Source organism: Pseudoalteromonas sp. NCIMB 1079 (assembly GCF_040567695.1).
Lineage (GTDB): Bacteria > Pseudomonadota > Gammaproteobacteria > Enterobacterales > Alteromonadaceae > Pseudoalteromonas > Pseudoalteromonas distincta.
The window spans coordinates 616,349-634,641 of the sequence record NZ_JBEWZA010000002.1 but is presented as its reverse complement, the minus strand read 5'-3'; the positions used below and the strand labels follow the sequence as shown (position 1 = coordinate 634,641).

Genomic DNA, 18,293 nt, shown 5'->3' with positions numbered 1-18,293 from the left:
AATGAGTAAGTAACAGCGCGGCTACTTATAGCCGCGCTTTTGCTTTTAACATGAGAGTAAATTAATGATTGATGTAGCAGCACTTGCGGTTTTTATTCCTACGTTCTTTTTTGTGTCGATAACGCCTGGTATGTGTATGACCCTTGCCATGACACTCGGTATGAGCATTGGCGTGCGCCGCACATTATGGATGATGATAGGCGAGCTGTTAGGTGTTGCAAGTGTTGCCATAGCTGCGGTATTAGGTGTTGCAAGCGTAATGCTAAATTACCCTGAAGCGTTCGCTATTTTAAAGTGGGTAGGCGGTGCGTACTTAATTTATATTGGCGTTAACATGTGGCGAGCCAAAGGAAAAATGTCGGTCGATACCTCAAAACCAAGTGACGTAAGTAGGAAATCGTTATTTACGCAAGGTTTTGTAACCGCAATTGCTAACCCTAAAGGGTGGGCGTTTATGATTTCACTACTGCCACCCTTTATAAGTGTTGAGCATGCTGTAGCCCCTCAGCTTTTAGTATTGCTTGGCGTTATAATGACCACCGAGTTTTTAAGTATGTTAGCTTACGCAACAGGCGGTAAAAGCTTACGTTTATTTTTAAGCCGTGGTGATAATATTAAATGGATGAACCGTATTGCTGGTAGTTTAATGGCTATAGTGGGCGTGTGGTTAGCATTGGGCTAATTATTAAGGTTGATGACAAATATGGCTGGTCAATATTTGCACAGATCAGGGGGTTTTTTAACCTCAAATTAAGTAAATAGAGCTATTATACAAAAATGAGCCAAAAGTATTAACCTAAGCTGAACACCTTGCTGTGGTTACATTTGTTGCTTTTTTTTATGAGTAATTAAGTTTTCTTTATTTTTTTGTGTTGCATTTTTTTATAAATTCGATAATTCTAGTTACATACTCAAGGAAGAATGAATTAAGTCAACGGCTTAGCTTTGTGCTTTCTTGCCTTTTGAACGTACAAGGAATTACCCCATGAAAAAAGCTATTCTATCTGCACTTATTTTTGCACCTCTTTTTGCTGGTTGTGTTTCAACAACTGACACTAATACTTCTGCTAATTTAGACCGAAATGCAGCTGTTGCTGAGTTAACAACTCGGATGGATACTTTAGGTTATTTTCACCCGGTAACAGTTCAAGTCGGTATTGACGAATTTTTAAATATGTCTGCAATTATACTTGAACGTCAGCGCAAAGTTATGGGCGAATACCGCACTCAAACAGATAACTACCGTGATGTACAAGCCTTTTTGTATGCCCATCAAAAATCTACACCAGAACAGCTTCAAGCAGCTATTGCTGAATTTGATGCCGGTGCAAAAAATAAAGATGAAGAAATTGGTCATAAAATCGCAGCTTATAACTTAGCAAATGAAGGAATTTATCAGCAAAATGTTGCACTTGCGACTGATTTAACTGTCGAAATTGCTAAGTCTGCTTATATTTTAAGTCAATATAGTACAGCAGTTGCTCAAGCGACCGCTATAAATGTAGGTGGTAAATACGTGACTAGTTGGTTATCTAGCGACGAAGAAAATACAGATTCTGCAAAAGAAGATGATTCTAAAGATATAGGCACCGCGCTTATTAAAGCAAAAGATCAACTTGCGTTAGCACTTGAAGCAAACGACATTATAGAGCTTGAGCAAGCAACAATAACTGCTATAAATGAGCTACAACTTGAGCAAGAAGCGAAAGGCTAATGAAAACAAGCATTTTTGCTTTTTTAATAGCATGTGCTTTTAGTTGTTCTGCTCAAAATTGGCCTGATTGGGTAACCCAACCGCAAAAAAGTGATGAATATATCACTGCGGTTGGTATAGGTGAAAGTCGCTTAGCTGCAAAGCAAGCGGCTTTAGCCGATATTATCACTCAATTAAGTGTTGATGCAAGTACGCAGCAAACACAAAAGCTAACAAAGCAAGATAACCAATCAAGCAACTATTTTGAACAAGCAACTACTTTAACTAGCTTACCGTTTACGTTGACTGGGCTAGAAGAGCTTGATGCGCTTGAGCAAAATAACTTATTTGCTTTAAAAATGGGTGTTAAAAAATCGATTTTAGTGAAAAATCTTAAATCTGATTTATCAAAATTATCTCGCATTTTTGCGCCAAAAAATAACACTGAACAACGCTTTATTTGGGCGCTTAAAAATAGTGGCGAACTTAATGTTGCGACAAAAAAATTAGCAGTATTAGAGCACCTTTCCGGGCCTAAGCTATTTATTCAATCGACTTTAAATAATTTATTAACTGAGCAAGCAAAGGCATTAAATGCTGTTTCTTGCGATGTGATAGGCGCTAATAACATTAGCGAGATTAAATCTGCACTCAATAATGCACTCCCTCATAACGGCGGTACACGCTTATGGGTGCGCCCTCAAATACGCTGGCAGTATGCTAAATCTAATAATAAATACTCTGCTAAAGCTATTTTAACTCTAGCGCTTACGCGCAGTTCAACCCCTTTTAAAGTGTTATTGCAACAGGATCTTGTTGCGCAAGAAAGCGCTGCAACACAAGAAAATGCAAAGCAAAAAGCAACCAATAATTTAGTACATCAACTTAAAGCGCCTGCTAGCCAGTGGCTGTTTGATATTTAGGAATAGCAATGAAATTAGTAAAAAAATTAGCTCTATCTGCACTAACACTCGCCTTATTAGCTGGTTGTAATTCTACACCACAGCAAGGTCGTTCTACTCAGCAGGGTAATGTGAGTAATACTGCTTCAAATGCTGTTATAGCTAAAAGTGTATACATATTTAACGATGCAGATATAACTATGCCAGCTTATTTTGATACACAAGGCTTAGAGCGTTGTACGTTCGATGTAAATAATGAAACCGACAGCTGCCCACTTAAAAAACCGATTGTACGTATGTACTTTGACTTAGCTGGCGTGAGTGGCAGTGGTATTGGTGTTGATGCGATGCGTGAATTTGATAATAAAAATTTATTACTCATGCTTGAAAATCAATTTGCAGGTATTAATCGCTTCAGAATAGTAACCCGTGATGACGAAGCTATTTCAAAAGAGCAGCAATTAATTTTACAACAGCAAGGCGTAAAAACAGCGGCCAAACGTGCCGAAGTGAAAGCATTAATCCCCGATTTTGTCGTGAAAATTGATTCATTAAGAACACTAAAAACTGAAGGCGCGATTACAGATTGGGCCGATTACACATTAGAGCTAACAACCGGTGTGATAAATCCGCAAACACGTGAAAAGCTGTCGCATCCTAATTTAGGAAAGATTCGCGTTAAATCTGAAGATATACGCGATCGCTCGGAGTTAAAATTTACAACCGTAAGCGGACGATACGCTGCGGGTTTTCACTTTGATCAAAGTGCTCATGTAAATGCAGTACTTAGTGACATGGGATCGCGTGGTATTGATATTTTACTTACTCGTATGTTGAGTGAAATGCCTGCAACAGCACAAGTATTAGGCATTAAGGGTAGTAAAATCAGTTTAGACCGAGGCCAAAATGCGGGTGTATTACCTAATGAAACAATGATAGTTTTTAGCTATGAAGCTGGATTCGTTGAGCCAATTGGCGTTGCAAATGTAAACCCTTCTATTAACAGTGCCCAGGGCGAAATTATCCGCTGGAAAGATTCTGATATGGCTGATGATGTTAAAAATAAAGCCGAAAATGGAATTTATCGCCCATCAAATGGTACAAAAATATTTGCTGTTTCTGTAGGTACACCAGCTGACTTTTTGGAGAATCGTACATGATAAAAAAGCTTGGCTTATTAGCATTATGTTCTTTGAGTGCGCAAGCTCAAGTGGATGTATTGTCTGATGGTACGCTACAAACTCAGGCATGTGCATATGGACGAGGTAGTACGGCTATTTCGGGTGCAAAAGCACAGGCTAGTGCTGAGCTTATAAGTTTTATTAAAGGTAATAAAAGCCTAACAACCCAAAGTGCGCAGCAACATTTAACAACAAGTTTAGATGATGATGCCGCCAGCTTATATGAGCAGCAACGCACTACGATGATGGAAGGTTTGAGTGCTGGTGCCGTTCCTTTAAATTACTCAACGCCTACGCTTAGTGGTAACGACACTTGCATGACTGTAAGCCTTAACCCGCAAGAGTTAGGAGAGCCGCAAGAGCAAAACTGGCAGCAAACCACTCAAAATATTAGTGTGACAGTAATAGGCCAAGGCTGGAAAAAAGAAGGTAAAACAGCACTGACGATTGCAGAGCAAGATGCTCTGCAACGTGCTGTATCGCAAGTTGTAGGTGTGTGGCTTACTCAGCAGCATACTCAATCATCAAGCATGAGTATGAATATTGTTGATGGAACCGAATCAACAAATATGCAAGAGCTAATAGGGCAACAACTTTCGAGTCATAGTGAAGGGCTTGTTAAAGAGTGGCAAACGCTGCAAACCAAAGAACTGCAAAATGGAGGTGTGGAAGTCACCGTTTTGGCTGTTGTAGAGAAAGCACCTCTCATTCAAAAAGCATCTAAATTACTGAGCATGATTGGTTCGCCTAGAGTACAAGTTATTGCGCCAGAGCCATTAAAAACAGAGCTGAAAGTTTGGCTAAACGAGCAAGGTATTGAAGTTGGTAACGCGGCTAGTTTAGTTATTTATGCAAAATCTGAAGTGATTAAGCGGGGCAATAATAGACAGCTTTATTTAAGTGCTGATGTTAGAGATTTAGCTGGAAACATTTATGGTCAGTGGAAAAACGACCCTTCATTTATGTCGTTGCCTAATGACTCTTTCGTAGAAAAAGATTTAATGGCAGTACATTTGGCGAGTGAGTCACAATCAAAGGCACTTCATAACACGCTTAATAATGCATTTACTCAAGTTGTTGCAAGAGGGGGGTTGGTTCGTGAAATCATGCTGCCAAGCAATAAGCTAACGCAACCAGAAAAATTGCATGATGTATTAAGTACGTTAGGTGGAGTAAGTGATGTATCTATACATAAACAGCAAAAATATACTGTAGCCAGCCTTAGATTTAAAGGTAATACCGGTGAACTTGCTCATGCGCTCGATCAGGCGCTCATAACAATAACAGCAAAAAACCTTTCAAAAATTACAGTCGAAGACGATTTTACACTCAGGTACAAATAAGGATAGATGATGAAATTAAAAATATTAACATTAGCAATGGTTTTAGCTATGCCTGCAATCGCAGCGGAAGAATTTAGCTTAACAGATATGATCCCAGCTCGCCCTGGCGCGCAAGTAGCGGGTGCTGAACAAGCACAGGTTTCTGGCGATGTAGTGGTTGCAAAAGATACAAACGTTGCAGTTGCTGTTGCTCATCAGGCACTGATGGATGACAACGAAGACGGTATTAAAATGATTCAGGTTGGCAGCGGCACCGGTATTTTATCTATTGGTAGTGCAAGTTATAACACCTACGAAAATATGAATGCGACGTTGCTGTCTAAACGTGGTGCTTATAATCAAGCTTATTTAATTGCGAAAAAACAATTAATTGAAAATATGAAAGGTGTTGAACATCAATGTAGCAATGTAGTGTCTGCAAGAATGGATGTTATAGATACGGGCGTTGAAGGTACGGCAAACGAACAAACTAATATGATGGAAGCGTGTACAGAGTCTGTATCGGGTTCGTTAGCGGGTTTTGTTACTTATGACGTGTACGACAATATTGGTGAGAAAGGTGTACGCGTAAGTTTAATATCGACTCCTAAAACACGTTCACAAATTAAAGGTAATCGTGGTGCTGTAGCAGTAACTACTGAGCCCAATGTAATTTTTCAACAAGTAATAAGTGATGTTAAGAGTGGTGTTTTACCACCTGTTGGCGCCAAAGTACTTACTAATGCTGATACTGGTGAAGTTATCGTTTTAGGTTATGGGTCTGCAATTGCTCGTCAAAATAGAAATAGCAATGTTGCTCGCAAGCTTAAAGGCGTTGCTAAATCACAATCGCAAACTCGCGCGCGTTCTGCGTTGCTTGCCACTATCCAAGGCGAAAAAGTGTATTGGCAAGGTAGCTTTGACGAAAAGCAAATGGAAGGTACAAAGCAATTTGAGTATGAAGATCCTAATTTAAACGACCCACAACAAGTAGAAATTTTAGAAGAAGACCGAAGTACATTTTTGAATCAATTAAAAACGTCTGATGAGTACTCAACCGTTGCAAAAGGTAAATTACCACCGGGTGTAAGTGTTAAAAGCTTTGCAAGTGATGATGGATTTTGGCAGTACAGCGTAGCTGTTTATGCGCCAAGCTTAGAAGCTACAGCACGCAAAGCAGCTAAAGAGATGGAAGGTAATAATGGCCAAACTGTTAACGGTGTAAGTCACCACGGCCACAAAATAAAAGCACACGGTGGGTTAAACGAAAAAGCGGCTAACCCTCAGGGTGCATCAGGTAAAGTAGCGAGCGAAAAGGAACTTTAATGCTAGCACCTATTTTAGCGCTTTCGTTGGTGGCTTCGGCCACTTTCGACTCAGAGCAAACAATTGAACAACAAACTGCTTTTTTTAAAAGTCAGACTAATGGTCAATACGCCCGAGTAATGGCGTTAAAATCGAGTGCAAAAAATGCGCTTGAGCAGGCATGTCGAAATGCATTGACCCTGCCACAGCGCAGTATTATTAAAAATACTTTAGCTAAAAAGCTCAATATAGCTTTGCCAGAGTCGGTAAGCTTTATTGACGCTGAAATTATGGACTATAAGCAAGAAAAACAGCAGGAATGGTTAACTTGTACTGGCGTTGTAACACCTGCTGCGCAAGATATAAACGAAGCTGGACTTGCCGTTAGAGCTGCTTGGCAAGTAGGTAGCCAAAAAGATAAAGCAAACTTACGCCCTTTATTACAAGTTGCATTGAATCACCCTACAACAATGTCTGATGCAGTAGCATTAGCCGCTGTTCTGTCGCCAGAGGAGCAACGTTTGAGCTATCTCGATAAATATTTAAAAGCGAGTGAGTTAAAACTCGATGAAGCTAAAGCCTCTGTTGCACAAACGTGGTTTGTTAATGAGCGTTATAAACAAGTTATTTCGCTAACTCAGCAATGCGAAAGCATAGACTGTAAGCGTTTAAATTTATCCGCTCAAACTGAGTTTGATAATCTATCTGCTGATGATTTAAGTAGTTATTTTTAATTTTATAGGGATATAAAAAATGCACTCAAAAGTTAAAATACGACTAAAAATTAGCGCGTTAGCTTGTCTAACACTTAGCTTAAATAGCTTAGCTCAAACAAGTGAAGAAGCCGAATTTGAGGCTTTTTTAAAAGCGCAGCAAAGTGAGTTTAGCCAGTACGAGCAACAGCAAAAGCAAGAATTTGAAGCGTTTGTAAGTGCCTGGCATGATGCGCAAAGTGCATATTTAAAACAAGTAACCGAAAAGTGGCAAGACCCAAACCTGCCAAGCTCAAAAGTGTGGGTAAAATACAGTGATGATTTAAATAAACGCACCAGTGTGAATTTTGAAAGTGGTGAAGTTGTAGTTGAGTTATTAAATAGCCAAAACGACGAACAAGCTGTTGAATATGCAAAAGATCAATTAAATGAGCTTTCACAAGTAACAGTAGATAAAACACTTTCAAATGATCCGGTTTATATTGCGGCTAATAACACAATAAACAGCAAAAGTTTTACCTCAACGGGTAAGCCTTTAAATAGAAAAATTGAGCAAAGTAAGTCACCAACAACGATTCAACCTAAAAAAATAGCCGAGCAAACAGTGCTCTCTACAGAGATTGTAGAGCAGGTGCTCACTGCCAAGGCACCTGTTATAACTAAACAAAAAAACAGAGTAACAATTAGCTATAAATTGCCCGATAATACACTTTCGAATCAAGCAAAGCGTTACCTACCAGAAGTTCAACAGCAAGCTAAACGTTATAACTTAGATCCCGCATTATTATTGGCAATTATACACACTGAATCAAGCTTTAACCCGCTTGCCCGTTCGCCAATTCCTGCTTTTGGTTTAATGCAAATAGTGCCTACTTCAGCGGGTAAAGATGTGAGCAACTTTTTGCAAGGTAAACCGCTATTACTTAGTCCTGAGTACTTATTTCAGGCTGATAATAACGTAGAGGCAGGGAGTACTTATGTGCATATTTTAAGTAGTCGTTACTTTAAAAATGTACGTAATGAGCAATCAAGAATTTATATGAGTATTGCAGCTTATAATACTGGCCCAGGTAACGTAGCCAAAACGTTAAGTGGTTCTAAATCACTTAACCAGGCAAGTATTGCTGCTAATTCAATGCCTGCAGAGAAAATTTATACCTTAATGGTTAACAACTTACCTGCGCAAGAAACCCGAAATTATTTACAAAAAGTGGTTAAACGCACCGCTTATTATCAAAAGCAATTGAAAGGAATTTAAAATGAAAAAATTATTACCAGTTATAGCTGCTTTAGCTTTAGGTGCGTGTTCAAGCACTGAAAACACGCAATCTGCGCCATTGGCAAAAAACGATTCAGTACCAAGCTGGGTGTTATTGCCTGTGTCTGATAAAGGTTTAGCGTCGTCGTCATGCGTTCCTTGGTCGGGCAGTATGTCTACCGATAGAGCGCAAGCAATTGCAGCAGCTCGCGCCGATTTATCACAGCAAATACAAGTTAAAGCAAGCGTTATGGACAAGCTATATCAACGTAAAGCGCAAAGTAATGATGAGCTAAACGTTGGTGGAACTTTTGAGCAAGTAAGTAAGCAGGTTGCGCAGCAAAGCCTTGTGGGCGCTATTCCACAAGAAGTTGCCTTTGCTAAATTAGACGGTGTAAAGCAGCTTTGTACATTTGTTGTAATGAGCAATACACAAGAAACATTTAATAACCTAGTCGCTCAATCTGGTAAGCGTTTAGACCCAAGTTCACGAGAAGCGCTTTACGAAGAGTTTAAAGCCCAAAAAGCGATGAAAGATCTTGAAAAAGAGTTAGAAAATTTAAATAAGTAACTTATTGAGTTAAATATTAAAAGCTAAATTCTAATATTTAAAATGATAATAAATATAAATCAGATTAATAAATTTTATAGGGCTAATATTTATCATTAGTCCTAATTCAATCGTAGTAAAACAAGGAGACATAATGTCATCTATCACGGAATTAAAAGACAACATCAACACTAAAACTTTGAATTTAGTACTTCTTACATTTGTTACCGCTGGTATTTATGCAATTATATGGATGTTTATAAATACACCAAAGCTAGAGAAATTAACCTCTAAAAAGATAGCTGACAATACATTTCTGATTTGGTTAGCTGTGTGCGTGGGGCTTGGTGGTGCTTTGGTGGGTACCGGTGAGGAGTCTTTGGATGTTATTTCTGGTTTACTTACTATTGCATCTTGGGTCCTATATATTATTTGGGCATTCCGTGCAAAAAGTGCTTTACAAGAATACGCACTAACAGAACATAAAGTGGATCTTAGAATGAATGGTATTTATACTTTCTTTTTAACTATTTATTACATCAATTATTGTATTAATGATTTACCAGAAGCTCAGAGAAAACAACAAATATTATCAGGGCAAGAACCTAAAGCTGATAATTTATAAATAATATTTTCGTAATTTAACAGTTGGTTTTAGTAAAATATAACCAACTGTTTGCTAGCCAATTAATGTATTAACTTTATCACTTAAAGTAATTGTTCTAGCATTAGCTAGCAGGACCCCTACCATTCTTATTTAGCCCCATAAGAAATTACTTTTTTAGCATTTAGTTACTCCTCATTTTTTAAATAAAACTACTATTTGGGAATTTGAAATTAGTTGACGTTATCAATTAATTTGTTGTAGTTGATTTTGTCATCTATTTAACGCTTAAGGCATGCCCAATAATGAGTACACCCGTATCAGCAAACCCAGTAATGGTTGAGCCTAAAAACACACCTGTAATTTATAAAATACTGGTTATGGTGAGTATTATTACCTTAATTGGCGGTACTCTAACTGGCATTATGACTCATGTGAATGTGGGTGTTACAGAGCATTTTTATATAGATTGGTTTACCTCATTTATAAGTGCAGTATTGGTTATGGCGCCTATTGGTTTTGTAATGATGACCTTAATGCACAAGCTAGTTAATAAGTTATTGCCTACTAGTAGCGAGCTAAAACGTAATTTAGTTATTAGTGTTTTTATGGCGCTGATCATGGAGTCGGTGATGGCGTTTGTTACCGCTACTAATAATATTGGCTATGCAGATATGCGTGTATTTGTAACTGGATGGGCTGAAGGGTTATTAGCCGCATTACCAATAGGTTTAACTATAATGCTGATAATGTCGGTTACGGTAAAACCTAAAATAGAACGCTTTTTAAAAAGCTAACACTTTGAGCGCTAACGTATTAAAGCAAATAATTTAATACGTTTATAGTGGGCAGATGCATGAAGTAATTAGTTACTTAATTGAGTTTTCTACCGGGCAGCCTTGTTTACGGCATACACCTTCGTTACATAATTTGCATATTTTACGTGCTTCTACCTGCTCGGTTGTTAGGCTGCCAAGTGCTATTTCTATCAAACTTAAAAAGCTTTGTTTTTGTTCATCATTAAAGTTGTTTAGTATTTTAGAGGTGGCTGTTTCTCTGCTGCCTAGTACTAGTTCAACTCTTTGGCTGCCTTTATCCGTTACGCATAAAACAACAGAGCGGGCATCTTTTACTGACTTTCGCCTTTCTACAAGTTCTTCTTTTTCAAGTGTATTTATTAATCTAACTGCACCAGAATGCGTTAAGCCTAAAACCTTGCTTAGTACATCAATGGTTTCATTAGGATGATTGTAAATAGTGACCAGTGCCGCTTCGTGGCTTAGGCTTCGCCCGCCTAATTCGGCAATCTGTTTTTCAATGTCATTAGAAACAGAAGTAGCAAACGTGCCGATTAAATTTGATATATATTTTTCATTTTTCATAAATTTAATTATATGTGATTCGATCATATAAATATAGTGACAAATTAAGCGCTTTCATTTATTGTGTGACTCAGTCATGTATATTAACTCGAAATTAGTTAATCTACTTCGAATATTACACAAATTAGATGAGCGAGGATTTACCGCCAGCTCATCAGTTAAATAAAGCGATATAATTAAATGAAGAATAATTCAGAAACATTACGTTATGCAAAAAAGTTTAAAACTGTATTAGATAAAAAAATGGCTTATATAGATGAAGGCGAAGGTGATCCTATTGTATTTTTACATGGTAACCCTACATCTAGCTTCCTTTGGCGAAACGTTATGCCCTATTTGCAAGGAAAAGGGCGTTTAATTGCTATCGATATGATTGGATTAGGAGATTCACAAAAGTTAGATAACACCCATGAAGGCAGCTACTCACTTGCTGAAAACAGCAAATACACATTTGCACTTTTAGAAGCGTTGGGTGTAAATAATAACGTTACCTTGGTGCTGCACGATTGGGGTTCAGGCGTTGGTTTTAACTGGGCTAATACACATCGTGATGCTGTAAAAGCAATTGCGTTTATGGAAGCAATTGTTACTGACTTTCCAACATGGGACGATTTTCCTAAAGATTTGCACGGCCCTATTGGCACTATGCGCTCAGCTGAGGGTGAAAAAATGGTGCTTGATGACAACTTTTTTATTGAAACAATATTACCAGCGACCATTGCACGCAAATTAACTCAAGCAGAGCATGATGAGTATCGCAGACCCTTTATAAATGCAGGAGAAGATCGCCGTGCAATTTTAGCAGGGCCTCGCCAACTGCCCATTGCTGGAGAGCCTGCCGATACCGTGGCTTTAGTTAAAAGCTATGCGAGCTATTTAGCTAACTCTCACGATATTCCAAAGCTATTTATTAATGCTGAACCGGGTGCATTTTTAGTTGGTTACGCAAGAGATTTTGTGCGCACATGGCCAAACCTAACTGAGGTAACCGTAAGCGGTATTCACTATATTCAAGAAGATTCACCGCACGAAATAGGTAAAGCTATTTCAGATTGGTTACCAAGATAAAAACGGGATGTATTAGTAAACCTGAACTTTGGATAATTAATCTATCTCAAGCTGTTATTTTCAGCGTTAACTACCATATATAGATGACGCTTTTATACAACTAAAAGCGTCATCTATTAACTATTTAAGTAAAAATGGTGCGGTTTTACTCGCCTTTACGCTTGCCACTTTTTCGGGTGAACCTTGCGCTACAATTAAGCCGCCTTCTTCACCAGCACCAGGGCCTACATCAATTACCCAGTCACTATTACGGGCTACTTGCATATCGTGTTCAACCATAATAACGGTATTGCCAGCATCAACTAATTTATTTAACTGTGACATTAACATTGATACATCAGATGGATGCAGCCCTGTGGTTGGTTCATCAAGAACATAAAGCGTGTTGCCGCGCTGCGCACGTTGCAGCTCGGTGGCTAATTTAATACGTTGCGCTTCACCGCCAGAAAGCTCAGTTGCAGGTTGCCCTAAACGTAAATACCCAAGACCTACTTGCATAAGTGCATCGAGTGCTCGCAGTATTGCAGGTTCGTTTTCAAAAAAGGTATGCGCCGCTTCAACCGTTAAATTAAGGATATCGCTTATGTTTTTATCACGATATGTAACCTCAAGTGTTTGCTCGTTATAACGTTTGCCATGACACACTTGGCAAGGTGAGTAAACGCTTGGTAAAAACAGCAGTTCTATACTTACAAAGCCAACGCCTTCACAGTTTTTACAACGGCCTTTAGCTACATTAAACGAAAAACGACCGGCATCGTAACGGCGCTCTTTTGCTTTTTGGGTTGAAGCAAATAGTTTACGCACGTGATCAAACAAACCCGTGTAGGTAGCTAAGTTTGAACGAGGGGTACGGCCAATCGCTTTTTGATTTACGGTAATTAGGCGGCTTATATTATTTATACCTTCAATGATTTTTCCGCTGGTGTGTGTTTGCAGCTCCTGTTCGAGTAAGTCGGCTTCGTCGGTTGGCGCTTCCGTTATTATTTTTTGCCCAAGTGCTTCGTAAACAAGCTCTACTAGTGCTTGGCTTACTAGGCTTGATTTACCAGAGCCCGAAACCCCAGTAACGGTTGTCATAACACCCAATGGAAATTCTGCATTGAGTTTTTTAAGATTGTTACGCTCAATATCAGCTAATTTTAACCACGCTTTTGGCTGCCTTTGCTCCTTTTTTTGCGCGCTGTTTTGAGTAGACTCTTGACTGACATTTTTAGCAAAAAGGTGGCGGGCAGTGTGCGAATTTTTTACTTTGCTTAACCCTTCAACAGGGCCGCTGTAAATAATGTCGCCACCATGCACACCTGCATCAGGGCCTACATCAACAATCCAATCGGCATGTTTAACAACGCTAACATCGTGCTCAACAACAAATACAGAATTGCCAGCCGCTATTAACTCGTCGAGCGCTTTTAAAAGTGCTTGTGTGTCGGCAGGGTGTAAACCCGCTGAAGGTTCATCTAGCACGTAAACCACCCCAAATAATTTAGAGCGAATTTGTGTGGCAAGTCGCAATCGTTGTAGTTCTCCGGGTGAGAGCGTTGGCGTTGTACGCTCAAGCGACAAGTACCCTAAACCAAGCATGGTTAGTGCTTCAATACGAGTGAGAATGTCACTGGCAATGCGCTGCGTAACAATGGCTTGCTCTGGATTTTTTGTATTCTTATTTACTTTGGTGCTGGCGGCGTTACTTAGCTTTTTAGCAAGTTCGTTTAATGTAAGTTGAGATAGCTCGCCAATATCGAGCCCTGCAAATTTAACACTTAACGATGCTTGTTTTAATTTTTTACCTTGGCAAGTAGGGCACTGCGATATTTGCATAAACTGCGATACGCGCTTTTTAGTACGCGGGCTTTGGGTAGTAGCAAAAGACTGTAAAACAAAGCGTTTAGCGCTTGAAAAAGTTCCCATGTAGCTTGGATCTTCGTTATTTTTTATCGCATTCTGTGTTTGCTCATAGGTGTAATCTGGGTATACCGGCACAGTAGGTGTTTCGTCGGTAAATAAAATCCAATCCCGTGCTTTTTTAGAAAGTTTGTTCCAAGGTGTGTCTATGTCATAACCAAGGGAAGTAAGAATACGGCTTAGGTTTTTACCTTGCCATGCTGGTGGCCACGCTTCAATGGCGCGCTGGCGAATAGTTTTTGTATCGTCTGGCACAAGTAGCTTTTCGGTTACTTCAAACACTCGGCCTATTCCTGAGCATTCTGGGCACGCACCTTGTGGCGTATTCGGCGAAAACGCATCAGCATAAAGTATACCTTGGTCTTTTGGGTATTCACCTGCGCGTGAGTAAAGCATACGTAGCGCGTTAGAAATAGTTGTTATGCTGCCAACGGATGAGCGAACCGACGGTGCGCCGCGTTGCTGCTGCAAAGCAACGGCAGGCGGTAGCCCTTCAATAGAATCAACATCGGGCTCATCAACTTGATCTATCAACCTTCGGGCGTAAGGCGATACTGAATCAAGATAACGGTGCTGCGACTCAGCAAACAGCGTTCCAAACGCAAGCGACGACTTTCCAGAGCCCGATATTCCTGTAAAAACAACCAATGCGTTACGAGGTAAATCAACGTCTACATTTTTTAAGTTGTGAACGCGTGCCCCTCTTACTTGAATGCTATTACTGGGATCAGATAAATCCATTGTTGAGTTTTTATGTGTGCTTGCCATACGTTTATACTCCTGTTTAATCGCGCTTTTTACTTTAAGTTAGCTTTAATTATTTACTCTTATCACTCGTTATTACCCTAAAGTAGCGCAAGCAAACTGAATGAGCGCTTAGTCTGCAGCGGCGCAGCCAAAGCGCTGGGTAAAATTGCGATGATTGTTTGTTTACATAATAGGTATGGAATGCGAATATAATTTAAACAGTTATTGTTATGTAATTTACTAGGTATTCTACTTGGTGATAAAAAGGAACTAACAGTGAATAAAGCCTTAGTGATCATTTTATTGGTGCTTTCGTGGGCAACCCAAGCCGACTCTATTAAAGCGCTAAATGTTGACCGTGCAGTACCAAATAGCATGCACTTATCGTTTGCAAACGATAGCAACATAACCCCTAAAAAAGGGGATTTTAAAATCGTTAATTATGTATTAATGAGCAATGAAGAGGGCGAACGCTGGGCTGTTATAACGCTAACTAACTTATCGTCGGGCAATCGAGAATTAGGCGAGGAGCACTTACTTGCACTTTTTGCTGACGGCAGCCGATTCATGCCAATGGAATTTAAACTCGGTTTCAAAGGCAACGAAACACAATCGGTAACTGTATCGTTTGCCGATTATAAATTCCCTATTTTAAGTGTGTATTCGAGTAACGATTTGTAACTAATAACGATGCGATAATATTAAATTAGGGATATTTCTAAAATTAAGGGTTTTTATGAAGTTTGAAGATGCGCAACAAAATATGAACCTCGCATACTTCGGTGGTGGAACCGGTGTATTAGTGTCTGGCTTGGTTTGGTGTATAGCTGGCTTTGTCGCATTACTGCATTCAAATCAATCGAGTATGCTTACTTTGTTTTTTGGTGGTATGTTTATACATCCTTTAGCCATGCTACTTTCAAAAGCTCTTAAACGCTCTGGCAATCATGACCCTAAAAACCCATTAGGTAAATTGGCCTTAGAAAGCACTATTATTTTATTTGTTGGTTTGTTTTTAGCGTTTTACGTAGCAAAACTTCAAGCTGAATGGTTTTATTCAATAATGCTGATGATAATTGGTGTTCGCTATTTAGTTTTCAACACTTTATATGGCATGAAAGTGTACTGGATTTTAGGTGCTTCGCTTATGTTTTTTGGCATGTTGTGTATTGTATTAAATGCCAATTTTGTAATCGGCGCCTTTATTGGCGGGATAACCGAAATAGTATTTGCGCTAGTGATATTTGCCCAATCGAAAGGTATGGTTTTAAAAACAGAATAATAAGCCCCTATAATCACAAAATAATGTGCTGCTGGAGTTACCCTTCAGCTTGGTATAAAGCAAAGGCTTTTAAAGTATTGAGTATTTGCAAATTGCATGTATCCATTAGTCGGCTTAGAGCGATAACCGGACGGTCATCTTTTTATATCAAATGCATTTAAGGTTTTCCTGACTTGGATTAACTGTTGTCTTGTAAATAATAATTTTGCTCCTGTATAAGGAGCGATATGAGTATCGTGAGATAAGGTTTACTTAGCTACTTTATGTTAATGTAAATAAGGTAATAATTAATTTTAAGGTTGAAGTAATGGAATATAACAATCTATCCAAGCTTATAAAAAAAGTCCTCAAAACAGATCAAAGTGGTAATACATCAATGCCCTCAAGACGCGAAATGACAAGCAAAATTTTTGCGTTTATTATGCTTATTCCTGGAATTATCAGCATTGTGATGACAGTTGCAAGCGAAGGAGGGGAAAGTATTTTCTTCGCGACTTCTGCAAGCTTCTTTTTAAGTATATCTATATTGCTTTTTGGTCGAAAGAGCCGTTTAGAGTTTAACGTGACAGAAAAACAGCTTAATTTAAAAACCGCATTATGGGGTTGCTTTCAAAGAAGTAAAGTTGTTACATCGTTTGATACACTATCATTTGAATTGAGTAGTATAGGCGCGCAAGGCCCTTATCAAATTAAGTTTGTTGATCAGTTATATGAATTTAAACAGTATACAGATGCTAAGATGTTCATTTCGTTTTTAAATACAAAATATAATACTACTGCTGTTGAATCCATATCGGATTGGCCAAATAAAACACCGATAAAGTTTGCTCAAAGTGAATTATATAGCTCACCTCAAATTACTCATGGTACTAAAAAAGCTAATTCAAAATCTCATCTGGAAGATGTAGATTTTAATAGTGAAGATCCTGTTTTCATTGAAATATGGAATCGCAAATCGCTAATAAAACTATCCCTGCCATTTTTTGTTTTTACAGCCATTGCGGGCTTAGTTAAATACGGAGTGCTGTAATGTATTTTAAAGAACTATCTAGTGAGCTAGCTATTTATCGACAACCAAGGTTAACTAGATTATTGCTAGTTTTGTTGTGTGGTTTCTTTTTATTTATCGGACTAATTAATGTGTTCAATTCTGATGAAGCAAAATCATTACCGATATGGGTATCTGGGTTTATATGCTGGCTAGGGTGGAGTGGTCTGTTTGGTGGCTATGTATGTCGTTTTGATCTCGCAAAGCAAACCTTAGAATTAAAGTCGAGTAGTTTATATACTATTTTTAAACGTGTGTATAAACTATCAGATATTAAAGGCTTTAAAGCTATACCTAGAAAAGGCTACACACATGACTATAGATTATATGCAGTGTTAACTGATAATACTCATATTGCTTTCGCAAACTACAAAGGACGAGGATTTGCAGTTAAGGAGTGTATAAAAATGGCTGAGTTTGTCAGTAAGCCTTATCAAATCAATATTGATACAGCTCCATTATAATTTTCTTAGAACAAAGTAACGTGGATTAACATTTTTTTAGAAACCAATGCCAGACGCTTACTTCAGGTCTGGCATTGGTTCATACTTAAGCATCGATCTGTTCTGATACTTCTAACGCATCATCAACTTCTATTCCCAAGTATCTGACAGTGCTCTCTAGTTTTCTATGGCCAAGTAGAAGCTGACAGGCTCTTAAATTTTTAGTTTTTTTGTAAATTAGCGATGGTTTAGTACGTCTCATAGAATGAGTGCCATATTGAGTCTTATCTAACCCAATTGAGGTGACCCAAGAATCAACTATGCGTCCATATTGACGGGTTGAAAGATGTTCAGAGGAATGAATTCGTGACTTAAACAAGTAATCATAAGAACTGAGAGTAAATTGCTCTATGAGCGCCATAATTGATTTCCTTGTGTTTCCAGTAATTTCAAATTGAACAGGCATACCAGTCTTTTTTTGAACGACTATTGCCCGTGATTGGATTGTTTTACCATGTGCAATGTCATTAACTTTTAGTGATACTAAATCACACCCTCTTAGTTTGCTATCTATGGCTAGGTTGAATAGCGCTAGATCTCTTATTTTATGAAAAAGTTCCAGTCGTATTCGGATAGCCCATATTTGCTGTAATTTTAGAGGTAACTTTTGTCCTACAAGCTTATTTTTATTCCAAGGCTCTTTAGGCTGATATATAGTTAACTGGTGCATTAGTTGTACTCCGGTGTTTATGGAGTTTTAAGCTTAGCTCGCTACAAAACAATTCGGGTATGAGCGATAAGCCGTCACCTAGGGAAGTTGTCATTAACTTAGTAAGAATAAGAGAAAACTTTCTTCTTTTTTACATGTTTATATAGGCCGGAGGAAGAGT

At 38.6% G+C, this 18,293-nt stretch carries 19 protein-coding genes; 16 read left to right on the top strand and 3 right to left on the bottom strand.

The window, feature by feature from the left end:
* Positions 1-64 precede the first annotated feature (64 nt).
* From ABX891_RS19505 to ABX891_RS19455, 11 genes are all read left to right on the top strand, one after another.
* On the top strand, positions 65-682 hold the full coding sequence (locus ABX891_RS19505; protein ID WP_338411068.1) for a LysE family translocator: 618 nt from the start codon (positions 65-67) through the stop codon (positions 680-682).
* Positions 683-985: 303 nt separating this feature from the next.
* Entirely contained in the window at positions 986-1,714 is a 729-nt protein-coding gene (locus ABX891_RS19500; protein WP_149593168.1) for a hypothetical protein, read from the top strand.
* Positions 1,714-2,616, top strand: coding sequence for an LPP20 family lipoprotein (locus ABX891_RS19495; protein ID WP_354630432.1), 903 nt, complete (start codon positions 1,714-1,716; stop codon positions 2,614-2,616). Before ABX891_RS19500 ends, ABX891_RS19495 begins: the two co-directional genes overlap by 1 nt.
* An 8-nt stretch (positions 2,617-2,624) precedes the next feature.
* Entirely contained in the window at positions 2,625-3,755 is a 1,131-nt protein-coding gene (locus ABX891_RS19490) for a hypothetical protein (protein WP_354630431.1), read from the top strand.
* Positions 3,752-5,119 (top strand): hypothetical protein, encoded by a 1,368-nt coding sequence (locus ABX891_RS19485; protein ID WP_354630430.1) that lies wholly within the window; start codon positions 3,752-3,754, stop codon positions 5,117-5,119. Before ABX891_RS19490 ends, ABX891_RS19485 begins: the two co-directional genes overlap by 4 nt.
* Before the next feature lie 9 nt (positions 5,120-5,128).
* Positions 5,129-6,424, top strand: coding sequence for a hypothetical protein (locus ABX891_RS19480; protein ID WP_149593165.1), 1,296 nt, complete (start codon positions 5,129-5,131; stop codon positions 6,422-6,424).
* Positions 6,424-7,137: a hypothetical protein gene (locus ABX891_RS19475; protein ID WP_354630429.1), complete on the top strand. Its 714-nt coding sequence runs from the start codon at positions 6,424-6,426 to the stop codon at positions 7,135-7,137. The genes ABX891_RS19480 and ABX891_RS19475 overlap by 1 nt, the downstream gene beginning before the upstream one ends.
* A gap of 19 nt (positions 7,138-7,156) precedes the next feature.
* Complete coding sequence (locus tag ABX891_RS19470) at positions 7,157-8,374, top strand: murein transglycosylase domain-containing protein (RefSeq protein WP_309169291.1); 1,218 nt, start codon at positions 7,157-7,159, stop codon at positions 8,372-8,374.
* A 1-nt stretch (position 8,375) separates the two neighbouring features.
* The gene (locus tag ABX891_RS19465) at positions 8,376-8,945 is read left to right on the top strand and encodes a hypothetical protein (RefSeq protein ID WP_309169290.1); all 570 of its coding nucleotides are present in this window, start codon (positions 8,376-8,378) and stop codon (positions 8,943-8,945) included.
* Positions 8,946-9,078: 133 nt separating this feature from the next.
* Positions 9,079-9,549, top strand: a complete 471-nt coding sequence (locus ABX891_RS19460) for a DUF4234 domain-containing protein (RefSeq protein WP_149593161.1) — start codon at positions 9,079-9,081, stop codon at positions 9,547-9,549.
* A gap of 284 nt (positions 9,550-9,833) precedes the next feature.
* Complete coding sequence (locus ABX891_RS19455) at positions 9,834-10,325, top strand: DUF2798 domain-containing protein (RefSeq protein WP_354630428.1); 492 nt, start codon at positions 9,834-9,836, stop codon at positions 10,323-10,325.
* Positions 10,326-10,397: 72 nt separating this feature from the next.
* On the opposite strand, the gene ABX891_RS19450 is transcribed toward ABX891_RS19455, so the two are convergent.
* Positions 10,398-10,910 carry a MarR family winged helix-turn-helix transcriptional regulator gene (locus ABX891_RS19450; protein ID WP_024605653.1) on the bottom strand — a complete coding sequence of 171 codons (513 nt, stop codon included), beginning with the start codon at positions 10,908-10,910 and terminating at the stop codon, positions 10,398-10,400.
* A gap of 180 nt (positions 10,911-11,090) precedes the next feature.
* Between ABX891_RS19450 and ABX891_RS19445 the strand changes: the two genes are divergently transcribed.
* Entirely contained in the window at positions 11,091-11,978 is an 888-nt protein-coding gene (locus ABX891_RS19445; RefSeq protein ID WP_354630427.1) for a haloalkane dehalogenase, read from the top strand.
* A 120-nt stretch (positions 11,979-12,098) separates the two neighbouring features.
* On the opposite strand, the gene uvrA is transcribed toward ABX891_RS19445, so the two are convergent.
* Positions 12,099-14,651: an excinuclease ABC subunit UvrA gene (uvrA, locus tag ABX891_RS19440; protein WP_165742592.1), complete on the bottom strand. Its 2,553-nt coding sequence runs from the start codon at positions 14,649-14,651 to the stop codon at positions 12,099-12,101.
* A 255-nt stretch (positions 14,652-14,906) separates the two neighbouring features.
* Between uvrA and ABX891_RS19435 the strand changes: the two genes are divergently transcribed.
* From ABX891_RS19435 to ABX891_RS19420, 4 genes are all read left to right on the top strand, one after another.
* Entirely contained in the window at positions 14,907-15,311 is a 405-nt protein-coding gene (locus ABX891_RS19435; protein ID WP_007375644.1) for a hypothetical protein, read from the top strand.
* A gap of 55 nt (positions 15,312-15,366) precedes the next feature.
* The gene (locus ABX891_RS19430) at positions 15,367-15,912 is read left to right on the top strand and encodes a DUF7010 family protein (protein ID WP_165742590.1); all 546 of its coding nucleotides are present in this window, start codon (positions 15,367-15,369) and stop codon (positions 15,910-15,912) included.
* 307 nt (positions 15,913-16,219) lie between these two features.
* Entirely contained in the window at positions 16,220-16,942 is a 723-nt protein-coding gene (locus ABX891_RS19425; RefSeq protein WP_354630426.1) for a hypothetical protein, read from the top strand.
* A complete protein-coding gene (locus ABX891_RS19420) occupies positions 16,942-17,424 on the top strand; it encodes a hypothetical protein (RefSeq protein ID WP_010552961.1) in 483 nt (160 codons plus the stop codon). The genes ABX891_RS19425 and ABX891_RS19420 overlap by 1 nt, the downstream gene beginning before the upstream one ends.
* A gap of 85 nt (positions 17,425-17,509) precedes the next feature.
* Here the strand turns inward: ABX891_RS19420 and ABX891_RS19415 are convergent, their stop codons facing one another.
* Complete coding sequence (locus ABX891_RS19415; RefSeq protein WP_309167998.1) at positions 17,510-18,133, bottom strand: tyrosine-type recombinase/integrase; 624 nt, start codon at positions 18,131-18,133, stop codon at positions 17,510-17,512.
* Positions 18,134-18,293 lie beyond the last annotated feature (160 nt).